Source organism: Ferrovibrio sp. (assembly GCF_046297595.1).
Lineage (GTDB): Bacteria > Pseudomonadota > Alphaproteobacteria > Ferrovibrionales > Ferrovibrionaceae > Ferrovibrio.
The window spans coordinates 606,772-622,647 of sequence record NZ_JBKBHT010000003.1 but is presented as its reverse complement, the minus strand read 5'-3'; the positions used below and the strand labels follow the sequence as shown (position 1 = coordinate 622,647).

Here is a 15,876-nt window from a genome sequence, read left to right as displayed (position 1 = left end):
CCGACCGCATCATGCTGTGCGGCAGCCCCGGCATGCTGGCCGACATGCGCACGATGCTGGATGGCCTGGGCTGGCAGGAAGGCTCGACCACCGGTGCCGGCGAATACGTGATCGAAAAGGCATTCGTCGAACAGTAGGGCTGGCGTCTGGTACAGTGATGGCCACATTGCAGAATGGTGCGGTACAAACATGGCGGGTCTTGCCTGGTCTGCTATGTGTCGCCTTGGTCGTTGTAGCCGCCTACATTACACAGGCGGTCGTGACGTACGGTATATTTGGTCTGGGAAGCGTTGCCTTCATCGGCGGTATGGTGCTCGCGAGCATCATCCGCCTTCCAGCGAATATAGGGCCTGGCCTGGAAGTGGCGACCAAACCTTTGCTCAGATTTGCCGTCGTACTACTGGGACTACAGATGAACGTCGAAGGGCTGGTCGCGATCGGTTGGCCGGTTCTGTTGGCCCAGTTGCTCTTGGTCGTGACAACGCTGACACTTGTTCATGTCATGACACGAGTGATAGGGCTCGATGCTGGGCTTGGATTGCTGATTGCGATCGGGTCTGCCATCTGCGGTGCTTCCGCCATTCTGGCGGCCAACCAAGTGCTGCAGCAAGGCGAGCGGCGAGTTGCTTTCGCTGTGGCCTGCATCACAATCTTCGGCACGGTTTCGGTTCTTGTCCTCCCGATTGCCGGTCAATTCCTTGGCCTGACAAATGAGGCCTATGCCGTCTGGGCCGGTGCCGCAATCCATGAGGTCGCGCAGGTTGTTGCCGCTGCCAGTTACGGCGGCATGGATGTCTCCGCGTTGGCCATAGCCGTGAAACTGTCGCGTGTTCTTATGTTGCCGGCGGCAATCCTTACCTTGGCATGGATTGCGGAAAGCTCGGCTTATTCATCCCGGAGGCGGGCAAGGATGCCGGGTTTCGTTTTCGGCTACGCAGCCTGCGTTGTTGTATCGTCAACGGGCCTGATCCCCCCTGATATTCTCGACATCGTGAAGGCGGTAACGGCCCTCCTCTTGGCGGTATCGCTGGCGGCAATCGGTCTTCAATCCAACCTGAGGAACGTCATCGACGGCGGCTGGCAGCCACTGGTTTTGGCATTTATTGCTTGGGTAATAGTTACAATCGGTGGCTTTGCCGTCGCCACACTGCACTTGAGCAGTTGAGGCATCCTGCGAATACCGGAATCGACAATCCGTAAATAACCAGAATGTACCGCTGCCTTAATAAGAGCGATGAGGCTGTAGGCCTGGAAGTCGCTACGACTTAACGCCATGCGGCGCGTATTCCTACAGGACCCAAGCCAAACGCTCTGGCCTATCCCTTGTGCCATGTGACCTTAATTTTGCTGTGGGCGCCTGTCGATGTGTCTGGTCGAAACTGACCGTGCCAGCAACTGCTGGCTGACGATGAAAATTACCAAATCTGGATTCTCAGCCCACCGTGCTGATTTATAGGATATCGCCTGTCTGATGAAATATTTGTGCATCGATGGCTGCAATGGAAAAAGCTTTGAGCACAACTAAGTGCATTGGGCTGAATCCATCGCTATCCATACGGCTGATAGAATTCAGGAACTTACTTTGCAAAAATGGGCATTGCTACCTGCAGACCAGACCTGCTCTGGGGTGCAGTCAGTTTTGGACAGTTTGCAGTCCGAGCTGGAGAATTTGCACTAAAACGCTGAGCCGCCGGAACCGAGCCAGGTATTTTTCAACAGGGGCAAAGGCCCTTTGGTTCTGCTTCGTCTAATGAGCGAGAGATTCGGATTCGGCTATACGTGTCAACGTGAAATCATGCCTTTATGTTCTAGCCGGCTGAGCCAGCGGACCAGAGGCCAGAGCAGCGTCAGATAGATCAGGGCAGCCAGGACGACCGGTGAAGGATTGTACAGCAGAGACTGCGCGTCACGGGCCACGCGCAGCAACTCGGGTAGGGCTACCACACTGGCCAGCGTGGTGAGCTTGACCACTTCAATGCTGTTGCCGATCAGGTCGGGCAACACGTTGCGTGTCGCCTGCGGCACGATCACCCAGGTCAGTGCTCCCAGCCGCGTCAGGCCGGTGGAGCGTGCCGCCTCCATCTGGCCCTGCGGCACAGCCATGAGGCCGGCGCGGAAGATCTCGCCGTAATAACTGGCGTTGTTGAGCAGGAAACCGAGCGCTACCGCCAGCAGCTTGGGCATGTCGATGCCCAAGAACGGAAAACCGAAATATATGAAGATCAGCAGCACGAGCGGCGGCAGGGCACGGAAAACATCGACATAAATCGCGACCAGCGCGCGCACCAGGCGGCTTTCGGTCTGAGTGGCGGCAAGCGCCACGAACAGGCCGCCGACCAGCCCAAGCGGTATCACGAGCAGCGACAGACCGATGGTGGTCAATAGGCCCTGCAGCAGGAAGGGCAGGACCTGCTGGAAGACATCGATGTTGAAGAAGTTGCGCAGCAGGGCGTCCATGTCACGTCCGCCACTGCCAGCCGCGCTCCAGGCGGCGTGATGTCAAAATCACAGGGATGAAGATCACCAGATAGGCCGCCGCCGCCATGGTCAGGGGCGTGGGGTTTCCGGCGTTGCTGGTAGCGGAGTGGGCGTTGTTCAGAACCTCGCTCAATGCCACCACCGAGCCCAGCGCGACATTCTTGCTCACGGCAATAACGCGGTTGGTGAGCGGGGGTACGGCGATGCGGAAGGCCTGCGGCAGAATCACTGAAGTCATGGTCCGCCACCAGGTCAGGCCGGTGGAGCGCGCCGCCTCTGACTGTCCGCGCGGCAGGCTGATCATGCCGCCCCAGATACATTCTTCGGCATAGGCCCCCAGCACCAGTGAAAGCGACAGCCAGGTGGCGGTCAGGGCGGACATGGAGAGGCCGATCAGTGGAAAAGCGAAGAAGAAGATAATGATAACGACCAGAGGGGGCAGGGCGCGCATGATATCGACAAAAGCGATGATCGGCAGCGACAGCCACGGCTGCTGCAAGGCGCGCAGGATCGCCAGCGCAAGGCCAAGAGCCAGCCCGGTCAGCGTCACCAATACTCCGACGCCGGCCGTGACACCCATGCCGGCGACGATATCCGGCCAGTAGCGCGCCGCCACCTCGGCATTGAAGAAGGTATGCAGGAAGCGGTCTAGGCCGTCCATCACTGATGGCCGTTCGTATAGCGTGCCAGAAAAGCCTTGGTGCGCTCGTGCTGCGGGGCGCCGAAGACCTCGGCAGGCGTGCCCTGTTCGACGATCACGCCGCCATCCATGAAAATGATGCGGTCGGCGGCGGCGCGGGCGAAACCCATTTCGTGCGTCACTACCAGCATGGTCATGCCGTTTTCACGCAACTCCCGCATCACTTTCAGAACCTCACCCACTGTTTCGGGGTCGAGCGCGCTGGTCGGTTCGTCAAACAGAATGATCTTTGGCTGCAACACGATGGCGCGCGCGATGCCAACACGTTGCTGTTGGCCACCCGAAAGCTGGCCCGGATGGACCCCGGCCTTGTCGGCCAGGCCAACGCGCTCAAGCGCAGCCATGCCGAGTCTGTCGGCCTCGGTGCGCGACTTGCCCTGCACCTTGCGCAGAGCGAGCGTGACGTTCCCGAGTGCGGTGAGATGCGGGTAGAGATTGAACTGCTGGAAGACCATGCCGATATGCTGTCGCACGGCATTGATATCGACATCGGGGCGGCTGATATCGGTTTCGCCAACCATGATCTGACCGGCCTGGAAACTCTCCAGCCGATTACAGCAGCGCAGCATGCTGCTTTTGCCCGAACCGGACGGGCCGATGACACATACCATCTCGCCGGGAAAGACCCGCAGGTCGATCCCGCGCAGGACATCAAGAGAGCCGTAGGCCTTGCGCAGGCCTACGAGCTCCAGGATCGGTGTTGTACTCATATCGACAATCGCAAAAGCACCTTTCGCGCCGAAAGGCTTACGAGCATTTCAGGGTAACCGGCGTCGGGTCGTAGCCTTCCATGTTCGGCACGCCATGGCCCGGTGCGATCACTACGGCCGCCGCATCCGGACCGGGCTTGGAACCGAACCACTTTTCGGCGGTCTTGGCGACGAAACCGTCCTTCTTCATGCATTTCAGTGCCATCGAGGCGGCATCGCGGCCGGCCTTGTCGTCGCCACGGAAGGCAAGAGCCCAGACCAGACCAGTCGAGATGGTGTAGGTCGTCTTGACTTCCGGGTTCTGCTTCGCAGCCCAGGCCGATACGGTATTGCCGCCCAGATTGGCGTCGGCGCGGCCGGACTGTACCGCCTGGATGGCATCAGAGTTGCTGCCATAGACATCATACTTGAAGCCGTATTTCTCGGCATTGTCGCGGGCCCAGTTTTCGTAGGCCGAACCCTTGTTGACGGCGATTGTCTTGCCTTTCAGGTCGGTCAGCGCCTTGATGCCCGGTGCCGATTTCTTTTCCACAAAGGTGAAATCGGTATTGAGGTAACCCTCGGTGAACAGCATTGTCTTGGCGCGTTCCGGGGTAACGGTCACGGGTGCCAGGACGAAATCATACTTCTTGGCATTCAGACCGGGGATGAGGCCGGAAAACTCGGTTCCCTCGACCTCCAGCTTCTTGCCCATGCGCTTGGCCAGCTCTTCGCCCAGCTCGATATTGAAGCCCTGCAGGCCACCGCCCAGCTTCACCATCGCATGCGGAGCAAAAGTGGCGTCCACGCCCGTCTTCAGGGCCTGCGCCATGGCCGGCATCCCGGCGGTCAGGATCAGGGTGCCGAGTGCCGCGAACCCTAGTTTCATTTTGAATGACGTCATGATTACCCCCTCTGTTGGATCGATGGATTAAATCGGAATGGCAGATCAGTCCGGCGGCGTGCCGAGCGGCGCTCCGGCGCCAGTGCGATCGACGATAAGCCGGTAGTGTTCAGGGCGACGATGCTTGGCGAAGTTGAAGACATGTTCGCGGAAGGTCTCGCCCAGGGCCAGGTCGGCATTGGTGAAGATCAGTTCGTCTTCCTCGCTCTGTGCCTGAGCGGTGATTTCGCCGGTCGGCGCCACGATGGCCGAGCCGCCAATCATGTGAAACCCATCTTCCTTTCCGCATTTCGCCGCCGCCGCCACCCAGATTCCGTTCTGATAGGCATTGCCCTGCAGGGAGAGCAGATGATGGAACATGCGCAGATGCGTCGGCTCGTTCCAGTGGATGTTCAGGCTCGGCGTATTGTAACCCAGCGCCACGATCTCGGCGCTCTGCAATCCCATCACGCGGTAGGTTTCGGCCCAGCGGCGATCGTTGCAGATGCACATGCCGATATGCGTGCCCAACGCTTCCCAAACCTTGAAGCCTTCATTGCCAACCTCGAAGTATTTTTTCTCCAGGTGCTGAAAGGGTGCGGTTTCAATATGATGCGAATGACCAGGCAGATGGATCTTGCGATACCGGCCGACAATCTTCGCGTTCTCGTCGGCCAGGATCGCCGTGTTGAAGCGCCGCCCGTCCGGCGTCAGCTCGGCATAGCCGAGATAGAAGCCGATCTTGAATTCGGCGGCGAGATCGAATAGCGGCTTCGTCTCCGGCCCGGGCATGCTGCGCTCGAAGAAACGGTCGACGGCTTCTTCCTCGGTCATCCAGTAACGGGGGAAGAATGTAGTGAGGGCGAGTTCCGGAAAGACCACGAATTTCGCGCCACGGCTTTTGGCCTCACGCAGCAGTTCGATCAGTCGCTTGACCACAGCGGCGCGAGAGTCGGCGAGGTTAATGGGCCCAAGCTGGGCAACGGCAATGCCGTAGGGGCGTTTGAGCGTGCTCATCCTCAGCTCCCCATGCCGACCAGATTGCGCAGCATCTGGCGCGCCAAGGCGGCCGAAATGCCGGTGGGGTTGGCCAGCATGTCGGATGCCTTCCGTTTCAGGAACTGGCCCGAGCCGCGTCCGACCTTGAGCTCATTGTTCTCGACCACGACACGGCCGCGATTGATCACGATCTCGGGCCAGCCCTTCAGCTTGCGACCTTCATAGGGCGTGTAGCCGACATTGTCGTGTAGCATCGATGCCGTGACGGTGACTTCACGCCTGTCATTCCAGATTCCGAGATCTGCATCGGCGCCAACGGCAATCGTGCCCTTGCGTCCGCCCAAACCATACATCTGCGCGTGGTTGGTTGCAGTCAGCGCCACGAATTCCTGAATGCTGATGCGGCCAGCCATCACGCCCTCGGAGAACAGCAGCGGCAGGCGCAGCTCCAGGCCTGGCACGCCATTGGCCATTTCCTTAAAGGTCGTGGCGTCACCCTTGGGCAGCTTGCCGCTTTTATCGAAGCGGTAGGGCGCATGGTCGGAGGAGTAGGTATAAAGCGTACCATCCTTCATACCAGCCCAGACCGCTTCCTGCGATTCCTTGTCGCGCGGTGGTGGTGAGCAACAGAACATTGCGCCCTGCAATCCTTCGCGATCCAGGTCGTCCTGGGTCAGGAACAGGTATTGCGGGCAGGTTTCGGCATAGACGGCGGCGCCGCGCTGTTTGGCGCGGCGGATCGTGTGGATCGCTTCCTGCCCCGACACATGCACGATCAGCAGCGGCACGCCCAACAGGCGCGACAGGGCGATGGCGCGGTTGGTTGCCTCGCTCTCGGCGATCGGATCATGCGCCACAGCGTGGTATTTCGGCGCGGTATGGCCCTGTTCCAGCAGGCGGTGCGCCAGCCAGCGGATCATGTCGTGGTTTTCCGCGTGCACCATTACCAGCGCCTGCTCGCGGGCTGCCACGCTGAGCACATCCAGCAACTGGTGGTCGTCCAGCTTCAGCTTGTCATAGGTCATATAGACCTTGAGCGAGGTGATGCCGTCGCGGATCGCCTTGGGCAGATCGGTCTGCAAGGCGGTATCGTCCGGGTTGGCGAGAATCAGGTGGAAGCCATAGTCGATCACGGCCTTCTCGGCGGCACGTTTACTGTAATCCGCCACCACGGACGGAATCTGCATGTCGCGATGCTGTGCCGCGAAGGGAATGATAGTGGTGGTGCCGCCAAAGGCGGCCGAAACCGTGGCGGAATAGAAATCGTCGGCGCACATCACGCCCATGCCGGACAGCTGTTCGACATGGCAGTGGCTGTCTATGCCGCCGGGCAGAACCCAGCGGCCGGCGGCATCGATTTCGCGTTTCCCCGGGCCGCAGCCCTGGCCGATGGCAACAATCACACCGTCGCGGACCGCGATATCGGACTCGAATACATCGCTCGCTGTGGCGATGCGGCCATTGCGCACCACCAGATCAAAATCGCTCATTGCGGTCCACTCGGATGCTGGTCAGACACAGTGCTTCAACGAAATTCTCGCAATGCAGCACCAGAATGTCGCATGCCGGTTTGTCATCCGCCCTTAACACGATGTTAAGGGCGCGACGATGTCGGCATGATCAGTGCCGCAGGGCCCCTTCGCGCATTTCTTCCTGCAGGGAAAATCCGTTGGCGGCCATGAGCTTGCGGAGAATTTTCACAAAGGATTGGGCCAGCTGCGACATTGGTTCGAAGCGCAGGAAGGCCAGGTTCGCCATCATCACCGGTGCATCCATGACGGGACGCGACACCAGATGGCCATTCGGCCAGTTGAGCAGCGAGAATTCGTCAATCAGCGCCACCCCGGCCCCGGCCTGCACCAGGGCGCAGGCGCTCTGCGGCGAGCCGACCTCGATGGTGGTTTTGAGCGGCAGGCCGGCGCGCTCGAACATCTGCGCCACCATGCGGCCATAGGGCGTGTCACGGTCATAGGCGATCAGCGGATAATCGGCCAGATCGGCCAAAGTCAGCATGGTTTTCCGCGTCAACGGATGGTCCTCCGGGCAGACGCAGCAGACCGGGCTCTGCCCTAGCGGCTTGGTCTCCAGATTCGGGTGATCGATGGGCGTGCTGATCACGCCGATGTCGGCCTGGTGGTTCAGCAGGCGATCCTGTAGCGGCGCGTAATTGAGGAAATTGAAGGTAACCCTGGCATCGGTGTACCGCTCGCAGAGGCGGGCGATTGCCTGAGGAATCAGCACATGGCCGATACTTGGGCTCGACACCACATGCAGCACACCCTGGCGCCGTTCAGCCAGCGAATGCGCAACTTCGTTCACGCGCTGCACGCCGAGGTAGACATGATCCACCTCGCGGAACAGACGTTTCGCCTCTGGGGTTGCATAAAGCCGGCCCTTGATACGCTCGAACAGCGGAAATCCCACCCGTGTTTCGGTATAGGACAGCAGCCGGCTGACGGCGGGTTGCGAAACATGTAGCACCTTTGAGGCGCCGCTGATCGAGCCAGTGCTCATGACGGCGCGGAAAACTTCGATTTGTCTGAGATTCAAGGACATGCGGACCTCCCATGTGCCGTTTCTTATGATCATCGCATGATGCACCGAAAAGCGGCCATCCCATAACATCGCGTTAAGGGCGCAAGACAAATAAGCAAGGAGCATGCCACTCACAGCGTGCGCGGACTCGCATAGACTGGCGGCGACTTCTGGAGATCGCGCCATGACGCCTACAATCGTTGTGATCAATCCGAATTCGAATGAAGCCGTTACGGCAGGCATCGATGCCGCGCTGGAGCCCCTGCGCATGGCCGGCGGTCCCGCGATCCGTGCCCTGACGCTGAAAGAAGGCCCGCCGGGCGTTCAAACCCAGCACGACGTGGAAAGCGTGACGCTGCCGCTGGCGCGACTGGCAAAATCAATGGAAGCGGAAGCCAGTGCCTTCGTCATCGCCTGCTTCAGCGATCCGGGTCTGCATGTGGTGCGCGAGGCTGTGAATCGCCCGGTGCTCGGTATCGCCGAATGCGGCGTACTCACCGCGCTGACCATGGGATACAGTTTCGGCGTCATCGCCATCCTCGATGCATCGATTCCCCGGCATCTGCGGCTCTGGGGCGGCATGGGCATTACTGATCGGCTGGCCGGTGAGCGGGCCATTGGACTGACGGTTGCCGAACTGGCCGACCGCGAGCGCACGCTGAAACGCATGATCGAGACCGGCAAGTATCTGCGTGATGAGCGCCAGGCCCATACCATCGTTATGGGCTGCGCCGGCATGGCTGTATTCCGCGATCCGTTGCAGGATGCGCTGGGCATCCCGGTGATCGAGCCGACCCAGGCAGCGGCCACCATGGCGCTCGGGAGTGTTCGTCTGGGCTGGTAGTCGCGATGGACATCGCCGCTTTGGAACTTTCGCCCGACCGCATCTACAAGCTGCTGGTCAGCACGGTGATGCCGCGGCCTATCGCGCTGGTCTCGACGCTGAATGAAGATGGCGGCCTGAATGCCGCGCCGTTCAGTTTCTTCAATGTTTTCAGTAATGCTCCGCCTCTGCTGGTGGTCGGTATCGAGGGTAACAAGCGTGCCGACGGGCAGTCGCACAAGGACACTGCACGAAACATCATTGCGCGCGGCGAATTTGTGGTTAACCTCGTCAGTTACGCCATGGCGCTTCCCATGGTGGCCTGCGCCATCGATTTTCCCGCCGGCGTTAGCGAATTCGATCAGGCGGGTTTCACGCCCCGACCCTCGAAACAGGTGGCTGTACCGGGCATCGCGGAGTCACCGGTCAGCTTTGAATGCCGCCTGTTTAGCACTGTGTCGCTGCCCTTCAACCGAAGCCTGGTGACAGGCGAGATCGTTCACCTGCATGTGGCCGACAGCGCCATCGACGACAAGCTGCATGTCGATCCAGATGCACTCGACCTGATCGGCCGCATGCATGGAGGAGGCTGGTATACCCGCACGCGCGATCGCTTTGAGGTGGCGCGCATGACGCCCGCTGAATGGCAGGCCAGGAAAAGACAGGTCGGGGACAAATGAACGCGACTCTCGATCAGCTGTGCGCCATTGTCGGCGCCGGCCATGTACTGACCGCGCCTGACGATCAGCGGGCCTATGTGGTCGACTGGATGAAGAAATACCACGGCCGGGCTCTTGCGGTGGTGCGGCCGGGCAGCACGGCGGAAGTGGCTGCTGTGCTGCGTTGCTGTAACGAGGCCGGCGTCGCTGTCATTCCCCAGGGCGGCAATACCGGCATGGCCGGCGGCGCGACGCCGGACGACAGCGGCAGACAGGTGATCCTTAGCCTGACGCGGATGAACAAGATCCGCGACCTCGATCCGGTCGGCAACACGATCACGGTGGATGCCGGCTGCATCCTGGCTGCAGTGCAGATGGCCGCCAATGATGCCGGCCGGTTTTTCCCTTTAAGCCTGGGTGCCGAAGGCAGTTGCACCATCGGCGGCAATCTTGCCACCAATGCCGGCGGCGTCGCCGTGCTGCGCTATGGTAATGCGCGGGAGCTGGCGCTTGGGCTGGAGGTCGTGCTTGCCGACGGCCGCATCTGGGATGGCCTGCAGGCCCTGCGCAAGGACAATACCGGTTATGACCTGCGCGATCTCTTTATCGGTTCGGAGGGCACGCTCGGCGTGATCACGGCGGCCGTGCTCAAGTTGCATGCTGCGCCGGTCGCGCAGGCCACGGCGATGATGGCTCTGCCGGATCGCGATGCGGCGCTGGCGCTGTTCACCCGGCTGCGGGGCCGGGTCGGCGACCGTCTGACGGCCTTCGAGTTCATGACGCGCAACTGCGTCGATCTGGTGCTCAAGCAGGTAGCTGGCGCCAGCCTGCCTTTCGCCGCTGTCCCGCCGGCGATTGTTCTGGCCGAACTGAGCGATACCGATGCAGGCACCGACTTGCCCGCACTGCTGGAAGACCTGCTGGCAGCAGCTATCGAAGCCGGCGAGGCAACAGATGCCGTCATCGCCCAGAGCGGCGAGCAGGCAAAGGCTTTGTGGCGCATCCGCGAAGGCATTTCGGAAGCGCAGGTGCGCGCTGGCAAAACGATCAAACATGACATTGCACTGCCCATTGGCCAGCTTGCCGCGTTCATGGATGAATGTGAGCGTGTCGTGGAAGCCGCCTGTCCCGGCCTCAACTTCCTGGTCTTCGGTCATCTCGGCGACGGCAACCTGCATTATAACCTGCAGCGAGCGCCGCATATGGACGACGAGGCCTTCTATGCGTTGACCGGATCGCTGAATGCCCTGGTGCACGATCTGGTGCATCGCTATCGTGGCAGCATCAGTGCCGAACACGGTGTGGGCCAGCTCCGGCGCGACGAGCTGCCGCGCTACAAGTCCGGCGTTGCACTGCAAATGATGCTTGATCTCAAGCGCCTGTTTGATCCGGGCAACATCCTGAATCCGGGCAAACTCCTCCAATCCTGACGTCTCGCCACAAGAGGTTCTCCAAATGGCCAAACTCGACGAAACCGCCAAGGGCGTCTTCATAATCTCGGTCACGCCGTTCACCGATGCGGGCGTGCTTGACCTGGAAAGCACCGACCGCATGGTCGACTTCTACATCGAAAAGGGCGTCACGGGGTTCACACTGCTCGGTATGATGGGTGAGGCGCCGAAGCTCACCATGGCGGAATCGCGCAGCTTCGTTCAGCGCGTGCTGAAGCGGCTAAATGGCAGGGTGCCGGTGGTGGTTGGCGCCTCCAGCCCCGGCTTCGCTTCGATGGCCGAACTGACCAGGGCAGTGATGGATGACGGCGCCGCCGGCGTCATGATTGCCCCACCCGGCACACTGAAAACCGACGACCAGATTGTTACCTATTATGAAAACGCGGTCGAGGCGATCGGTTCCGACGTTCCTTTCGTGCTGCAGGACTTTCCCCAATCCACAAACGTACACATGACGGCCGGCGTGATCGCCCGCATCATCAAGGGTCTGCCGTCCTGCGTGATGCTGAAGCATGAAGACTGGCCGGGTTTAGCCAAACTCAGCGCGCTGCGCGCCATGTCCGATCTGCGCCGGGTCAGCATTCTGGTCGGCAATGGCGGCGTCTTTCTGCCCGAAGAGATGGAGCGCGGTGCCGACGGCGCCATGACCGGCTTCGCCTATCCCGAGATGATGGTGGATGTTGTTGCGGCCTATCAGCAGGGCAAGCCGGATCGTGCTCGCGATATCTTCGATGCCTACTTGCCGCTGGCGCGCTACGAACAGCAACCGGGTCCGGGCCTTGCCATACGCAAATACGTTCTGCAGAAGCGCGGCGTGATCGCCTCGGCCGCGTTGCGCAAGCCGGGGCCTAAGCTTTCCCCGCTGGATATCGCCGAAACCGAAAAGATTATCGCGCGCCAGACCAAACGCCTGCGGGACATCGGCTGATGGATCTGGGGCTGGACGGAAAGCGCGCACTGGTACTTGGCGCCAGCCGCGGGCTCGGTGCGGCCTGCGCGAAAGCTCTGGCCCGCGAAGGCGCGACGGTGATCGCGGCAGCGCGCAGCATCGAGGATACCAAAACCTGGATTGCAGCTGAGCAAGCGCCCGTGGCTGCGCGGCTGACGGCAGAAAAACTCGATCTCTCCGACCGGATGTCGGTCGGTGCATTGGCCGATCGCCTGCTGCAGGATGCCGGCGTGGATATCCTGGTCAACAACAGCGGCGGCCCGCCGCCGGGCGCGGCAGCCGAGATCGGCCTTGATATGTGGCAGCAGCAGTTTGCCGCCATGGCAGGGCATGTCTTCCATCTGACCGGCCGCCTGCTGCCAGCCATGCTGGAGCGCGGCTGGGGCCGCATCATTACGATCACATCCTCCGGCATTGAACAGCCGATCCCGAATCTGGCGCTGTCCAATGGCCTGCGCATGGCCGTGCTGGGCTGGTCGAAGACACTCGCCGCCGAAGTCGCGGCAAAGGGCGTGACGGTCAACCTCGTGCTGCCTGGCCGCATCCATACGGACCGGGTTGACCAGCTCGATGGTGCAGCGGCGGCTAAGCAGGGCATGAGCCGCGAGGAGATCGCCAAAGCTTCTCAGGCCGCCATTCCCGCCGGGCGTTATGGCCGGCCCGAGGAATTTGCCGATGCCGTGGCGTTTATTGCCAGCACGCGTGCCAGCTACATCACTGGGATCAAGCTGCGGGTTGATGGAGGTATGATCCGGAGCGTGTGAAGACCGAGGTCCCTGTATTTTCGGCAGTTAATTGCTTGCCGGTTTCGCTGCCAACCCGTGTGATGCCTCCACCACAGGGGGCATATGCTCCTTGCCATGGCCGCTGCCGCCGTCCAGCCCGACTTCTCGGGGGGCGGACGCGCCGATGAGGTCATCCTCCGCAACAATGACTCTACGCTCGAGCTGCCGTTCGCCAGCAGCGTCAGCATCGAAGCCAATGCTGGCGCCCTGCGTGCAGCCTGCCGCTGTGCTTGGTGTACCAAGGCCAGGGTCGAGGGCGCGTTTCCCGGTGGCTTTTCCGGCTTGAGCATAACGCAGATCAAGCCCATCGGAACCTATGCGCTGAACCTGCATTTCTCCGACGGCCATGATCGCGGCGTCTTCCCCTGGTCCTACCTGCGCCAGCTTGCTAAGGGCCTAAGCGGTTAATGTCGTCTGCCCCCCTGTCCTGTTTCAAAACCCGATGCGCCGCGCCGAGCCGGTGAGTTACAAAACCTTGCCCCCAAATTTTGCGCAAATTTAACTGCACTCACGGGAAAAATGGGCAGAGTTAAGTGCGAATTAGGCCCAAAATGGCGGGCAGGCGCATCCAATAGAATCAATGACATACTATGCAAAACTCTTCATCTCTAGATACCACCCAGATCTGATCCTGCGCTTCGTACAAAGCGACGCCGACATTGTTTAATGCGAGGTCCTTGTAACGGCCGGCGAGGTTTCTCCAGTCTGCAACGTTATCTCTTCAACGTCTTAGACATCGAGGAAATGACTACCGGATTCTCATCGCGGCTATGGATGCATCGCAATGAGGGAACGGCGCCCGGCTTGAAAATTGTCGGCTGCAAAATGCATGACAACTGGAAGAGGAATTTTGCAGACAGATATCCAATCCGTGACGGCGCACCATCCTCAATTACAGATTGCTGTTCGATCATTGGGCCGGCATGGTAGATTACCCACAGGGGATGACCAGGCTGGGGGGCCAGGGGAGTATGGTTTCGAGTGTCAAACCGAGGCGTGGGCGGATTGCCCGGACGCTGAGCGTGTTTTTTGCTTTATCTGCTACCGGTTGTGTCACGGATGAAAGCCGCTGGGGCCTGCCAACATCTAGTGGTCGCACACAGTCGCTGACTGCGGACATGGAGCAAATCCCACTCGACCATGCGTCGGGAGAGGACATTCGCGAGGGCGTAAGGCTGTTGCGCGAGGGACGCGCTACTGCCGCCAATGAGGTATTTGAGCGCGGCCTTAAACGCAACCCTACCGATGGCGTGCTGCATTTCCTGAATGGTCTCGCTTATCATGCGCGCGCCGAGAGCGGCAACAAAACCGACCTTGAACTGGCTGAAACCGGATATCAGCTCGCGCTGAAGTTTGACCCGGACAATATCTGGGCCGCCTATCTGCTCGGGCATATCGCCTATCGCGCACAGCGTTATGTCGATGCGGAGAATTATTTCGCCTATGGGATGCTGTACCAGCCGAATAACCCGGAACTGCTGAAAGGGCTGCTGGTTTCGGCCTATGCGGCGCGCGACCTCGGCATGGCTGCCTGGGCGGCCAAGCAGCTCGAGCCGCTGGCAGCGGAAGACCCGATCATACGCCGCAATGCCACCCTGGCCTATGCCGCCTCCGGCCATTTCGACGATGCGCAGGCAAGCCTGGCGGCTTTTGCCTCAAGCGCCGAGCGCAATACGGCGCTGCAGCCGCGCTACGCTGCACTGCAGCGCCGCGTCGGTGAATGGCAGGACTATTTCGAACGCAACAACTTGCCGCAGTTCGCCTTCTCGGATGCCAAGCCATTTGAAGACCGGCGTCGGGCCCGCGAAAACCAGGCGCCGGCGCCATCGGCCGTGCCGCGCGCCCCGGTAACGCAGAGCCCCGTCGACCAGCGGCAAGCACCGCCGGGCGCCTTGCCGCCGGTGCAGAATCGTGGGGTGGCCGCCGCCCAGCCAGCAGCGCAGCCTGAGAAGGGTCCGCGCATGGCGCTGGTCGATGTCGCCATCATCCGCACCGAAGAGAACCGTTCTTCGCGTCAGGGCGTGAACCTGCTGTCCGGCCTGCAAGCGACGCTGGGCGGCACCTTGTACAATTTCAACTATGTCTCCGGCAGCAATACCGGCAACGGCGTGAATACGCTGACGCACACCATAAACCCGGTCTTCACACTGGCGGGCCTGACCTACAACCTCAATATCTTCAACGACGGCGTGGAACGTGCCGAAGTGCTGGCGCGGCCGTCATTGCTGGCCATCGAGAACAAGACCTCGGAGTTCTTCTCCGGCGGCGTCTGGCATGTGCAGTTGGTGAGCAATCTGTCCTACGGCACAATCGAGCAGGTGCCTATCGGCATCAATCTGAAGGTAACGCCGCAGTTCCTGGATGAAGACCTGCTGCTGGTCGACGTCAATGCAGAGCGTTCCTTTCTCGAGGAACGTTCCGCAGAAGTCGCCTTCACGGCATTCGCCGAGACCACCAAGACCTCTGTTTCCGCCACAGCCAAGCTGCGCTTCGGCGAGACGCTGATCCTGAGTGGCCTGTCGGAAAATGAAAGCAACCGCCAGCGCGACGGCGTTCCTGTGCTAGAGAAGCTGCCCGTCGTACAGTATCTCTTCTCGCAGCGGTCGGAAGAATCCCTGAAAAGGTCGGTGCTGATTCTGCTGACGCCGCGCAAGGCCCATTTCATGGACGGCCCCGGCAGCACGGATGCAGCGCGCGCCCTGCCGCCGCCGCCCCAGGGCGAGCGCTTCCGCAACGAGTTTCAGAAGCGCCAGGGCATCCGGCCAAATCTCGATGCCATCTTCGCCGGTCTGGAATATTCGGATTACTATCGCCAGTTCCGCAGCGGCGACATGCAGATGGCGCGCTGGGAAGAGCATGACGGCCTCGATCGCGTGATCAGGGATTTTTTCCAGATGCTGTACTTCTAGCCGCGGTTGCCCGGGC

15 protein-coding genes and 1 pseudogene are annotated in these 15,876 nt (G+C 60.7%); 9 read left to right on the top strand and 7 right to left on the bottom strand.

The features are described from left to right. Together ACK4FJ_RS11975 and ACK4FJ_RS11970 are read left to right on the top strand one after the other, a co-directional pair. Positions 1-137 (top strand): annotated as a pseudogene (locus ACK4FJ_RS11975) (ferredoxin--NADP reductase); the annotation flags it as partial. Positions 138-157: 20 nt separating this feature from the next. After that, complete coding sequence (locus ACK4FJ_RS11970) at positions 158-1,165, top strand: YeiH family protein (RefSeq protein WP_409766709.1); 1,008 nt, start codon at positions 158-160, stop codon at positions 1,163-1,165. Between the two features lie 617 nt (positions 1,166-1,782). Here the strand turns inward: ACK4FJ_RS11970 and ACK4FJ_RS11965 are convergent. The 7 genes from ACK4FJ_RS11965 to ACK4FJ_RS11935 all read right to left on the bottom strand — a co-directional run bounded on the left by ACK4FJ_RS11965 (position 1,783) and on the right by ACK4FJ_RS11935 (position 8,305). Then, positions 1,783-2,457: an amino acid ABC transporter permease gene (locus ACK4FJ_RS11965; RefSeq protein WP_409766707.1), complete on the bottom strand. Its 675-nt coding sequence runs from the start codon at positions 2,455-2,457 to the stop codon at positions 1,783-1,785. Between the two features lies 1 nt (position 2,458). After that, the gene (locus ACK4FJ_RS11960) at positions 2,459-3,139 is read right to left on the bottom strand and encodes an amino acid ABC transporter permease (RefSeq protein WP_409766705.1); all 681 of its coding nucleotides are present in this window, start codon (positions 3,137-3,139) and stop codon (positions 2,459-2,461) included. Then, the gene (locus ACK4FJ_RS11955; RefSeq protein WP_409766702.1) at positions 3,139-3,888 is read right to left on the bottom strand and encodes an amino acid ABC transporter ATP-binding protein; all 750 of its coding nucleotides are present in this window, start codon (positions 3,886-3,888) and stop codon (positions 3,139-3,141) included. The genes ACK4FJ_RS11960 and ACK4FJ_RS11955 overlap by 1 nt, the downstream gene beginning before the upstream one ends. A 37-nt stretch (positions 3,889-3,925) precedes the next feature. Then, a complete protein-coding gene (locus ACK4FJ_RS11950) occupies positions 3,926-4,771 on the bottom strand; it encodes a transporter substrate-binding domain-containing protein (RefSeq protein WP_409766700.1) in 846 nt (281 codons plus the stop codon). A gap of 45 nt (positions 4,772-4,816) precedes the next feature. Continuing rightward, positions 4,817-5,767 carry an N-carbamoyl-D-amino-acid hydrolase gene (locus tag ACK4FJ_RS11945; protein WP_409766699.1) on the bottom strand — a complete coding sequence of 317 codons (951 nt, stop codon included), beginning with the start codon at positions 5,765-5,767 and terminating at the stop codon, positions 4,817-4,819. 2 nt (positions 5,768-5,769) lie between these two features. Further along, complete coding sequence (gene hydA, locus ACK4FJ_RS11940; RefSeq protein ID WP_409766697.1) at positions 5,770-7,239, bottom strand: dihydropyrimidinase; 1,470 nt, start codon at positions 7,237-7,239, stop codon at positions 5,770-5,772. Between the two features lie 130 nt (positions 7,240-7,369). After that, a complete protein-coding gene (locus tag ACK4FJ_RS11935; protein ID WP_409766695.1) occupies positions 7,370-8,305 on the bottom strand; it encodes a LysR family transcriptional regulator in 936 nt (311 codons plus the stop codon). 163 nt (positions 8,306-8,468) lie between these two features. On the opposite strand from ACK4FJ_RS11935, the gene ACK4FJ_RS11930 reads away from it, so the two are divergent. The 7 genes from ACK4FJ_RS11930 (at position 8,469) to ACK4FJ_RS11900 (ending at position 15,860) form a co-directional block, all read left to right on the top strand. After that, complete coding sequence (locus ACK4FJ_RS11930) at positions 8,469-9,128, top strand: aspartate/glutamate racemase family protein (protein WP_409766693.1); 660 nt, start codon at positions 8,469-8,471, stop codon at positions 9,126-9,128. 5 nt (positions 9,129-9,133) lie between these two features. Next, positions 9,134-9,787 carry a flavin reductase family protein gene (locus tag ACK4FJ_RS11925; protein WP_409766691.1) on the top strand — a complete coding sequence of 218 codons (654 nt, stop codon included), beginning with the start codon at positions 9,134-9,136 and terminating at the stop codon, positions 9,785-9,787. Continuing rightward, on the top strand, positions 9,784-11,196 hold the full coding sequence (locus ACK4FJ_RS11920) for an FAD-binding oxidoreductase (protein WP_409766689.1): 1,413 nt from the start codon (positions 9,784-9,786) through the stop codon (positions 11,194-11,196). The genes ACK4FJ_RS11925 and ACK4FJ_RS11920 overlap by 4 nt, the downstream gene beginning before the upstream one ends. 25 nt (positions 11,197-11,221) lie before the next feature. Continuing rightward, on the top strand, positions 11,222-12,145 hold the full coding sequence (locus ACK4FJ_RS11915) for a dihydrodipicolinate synthase family protein (RefSeq protein ID WP_409766687.1): 924 nt from the start codon (positions 11,222-11,224) through the stop codon (positions 12,143-12,145). Then, positions 12,145-12,930 (top strand): SDR family oxidoreductase, encoded by a 786-nt coding sequence (locus ACK4FJ_RS11910; protein WP_409766685.1) that lies wholly within the window; start codon positions 12,145-12,147, stop codon positions 12,928-12,930. Before ACK4FJ_RS11915 ends, ACK4FJ_RS11910 begins: the two co-directional genes overlap by 1 nt. Positions 12,931-13,026: 96 nt before the next feature. After that, positions 13,027-13,359, top strand: coding sequence for a DUF971 domain-containing protein (locus ACK4FJ_RS11905; protein WP_409766683.1), 333 nt, complete (start codon positions 13,027-13,029; stop codon positions 13,357-13,359). Positions 13,360-14,069: 710 nt separating this feature from the next. Next, a complete protein-coding gene (locus tag ACK4FJ_RS11900; RefSeq protein WP_409766681.1) occupies positions 14,070-15,860 on the top strand; it encodes a hypothetical protein in 1,791 nt (596 codons plus the stop codon). The last annotated feature ends 16 nt before the right edge of the window (positions 15,861-15,876 follow it).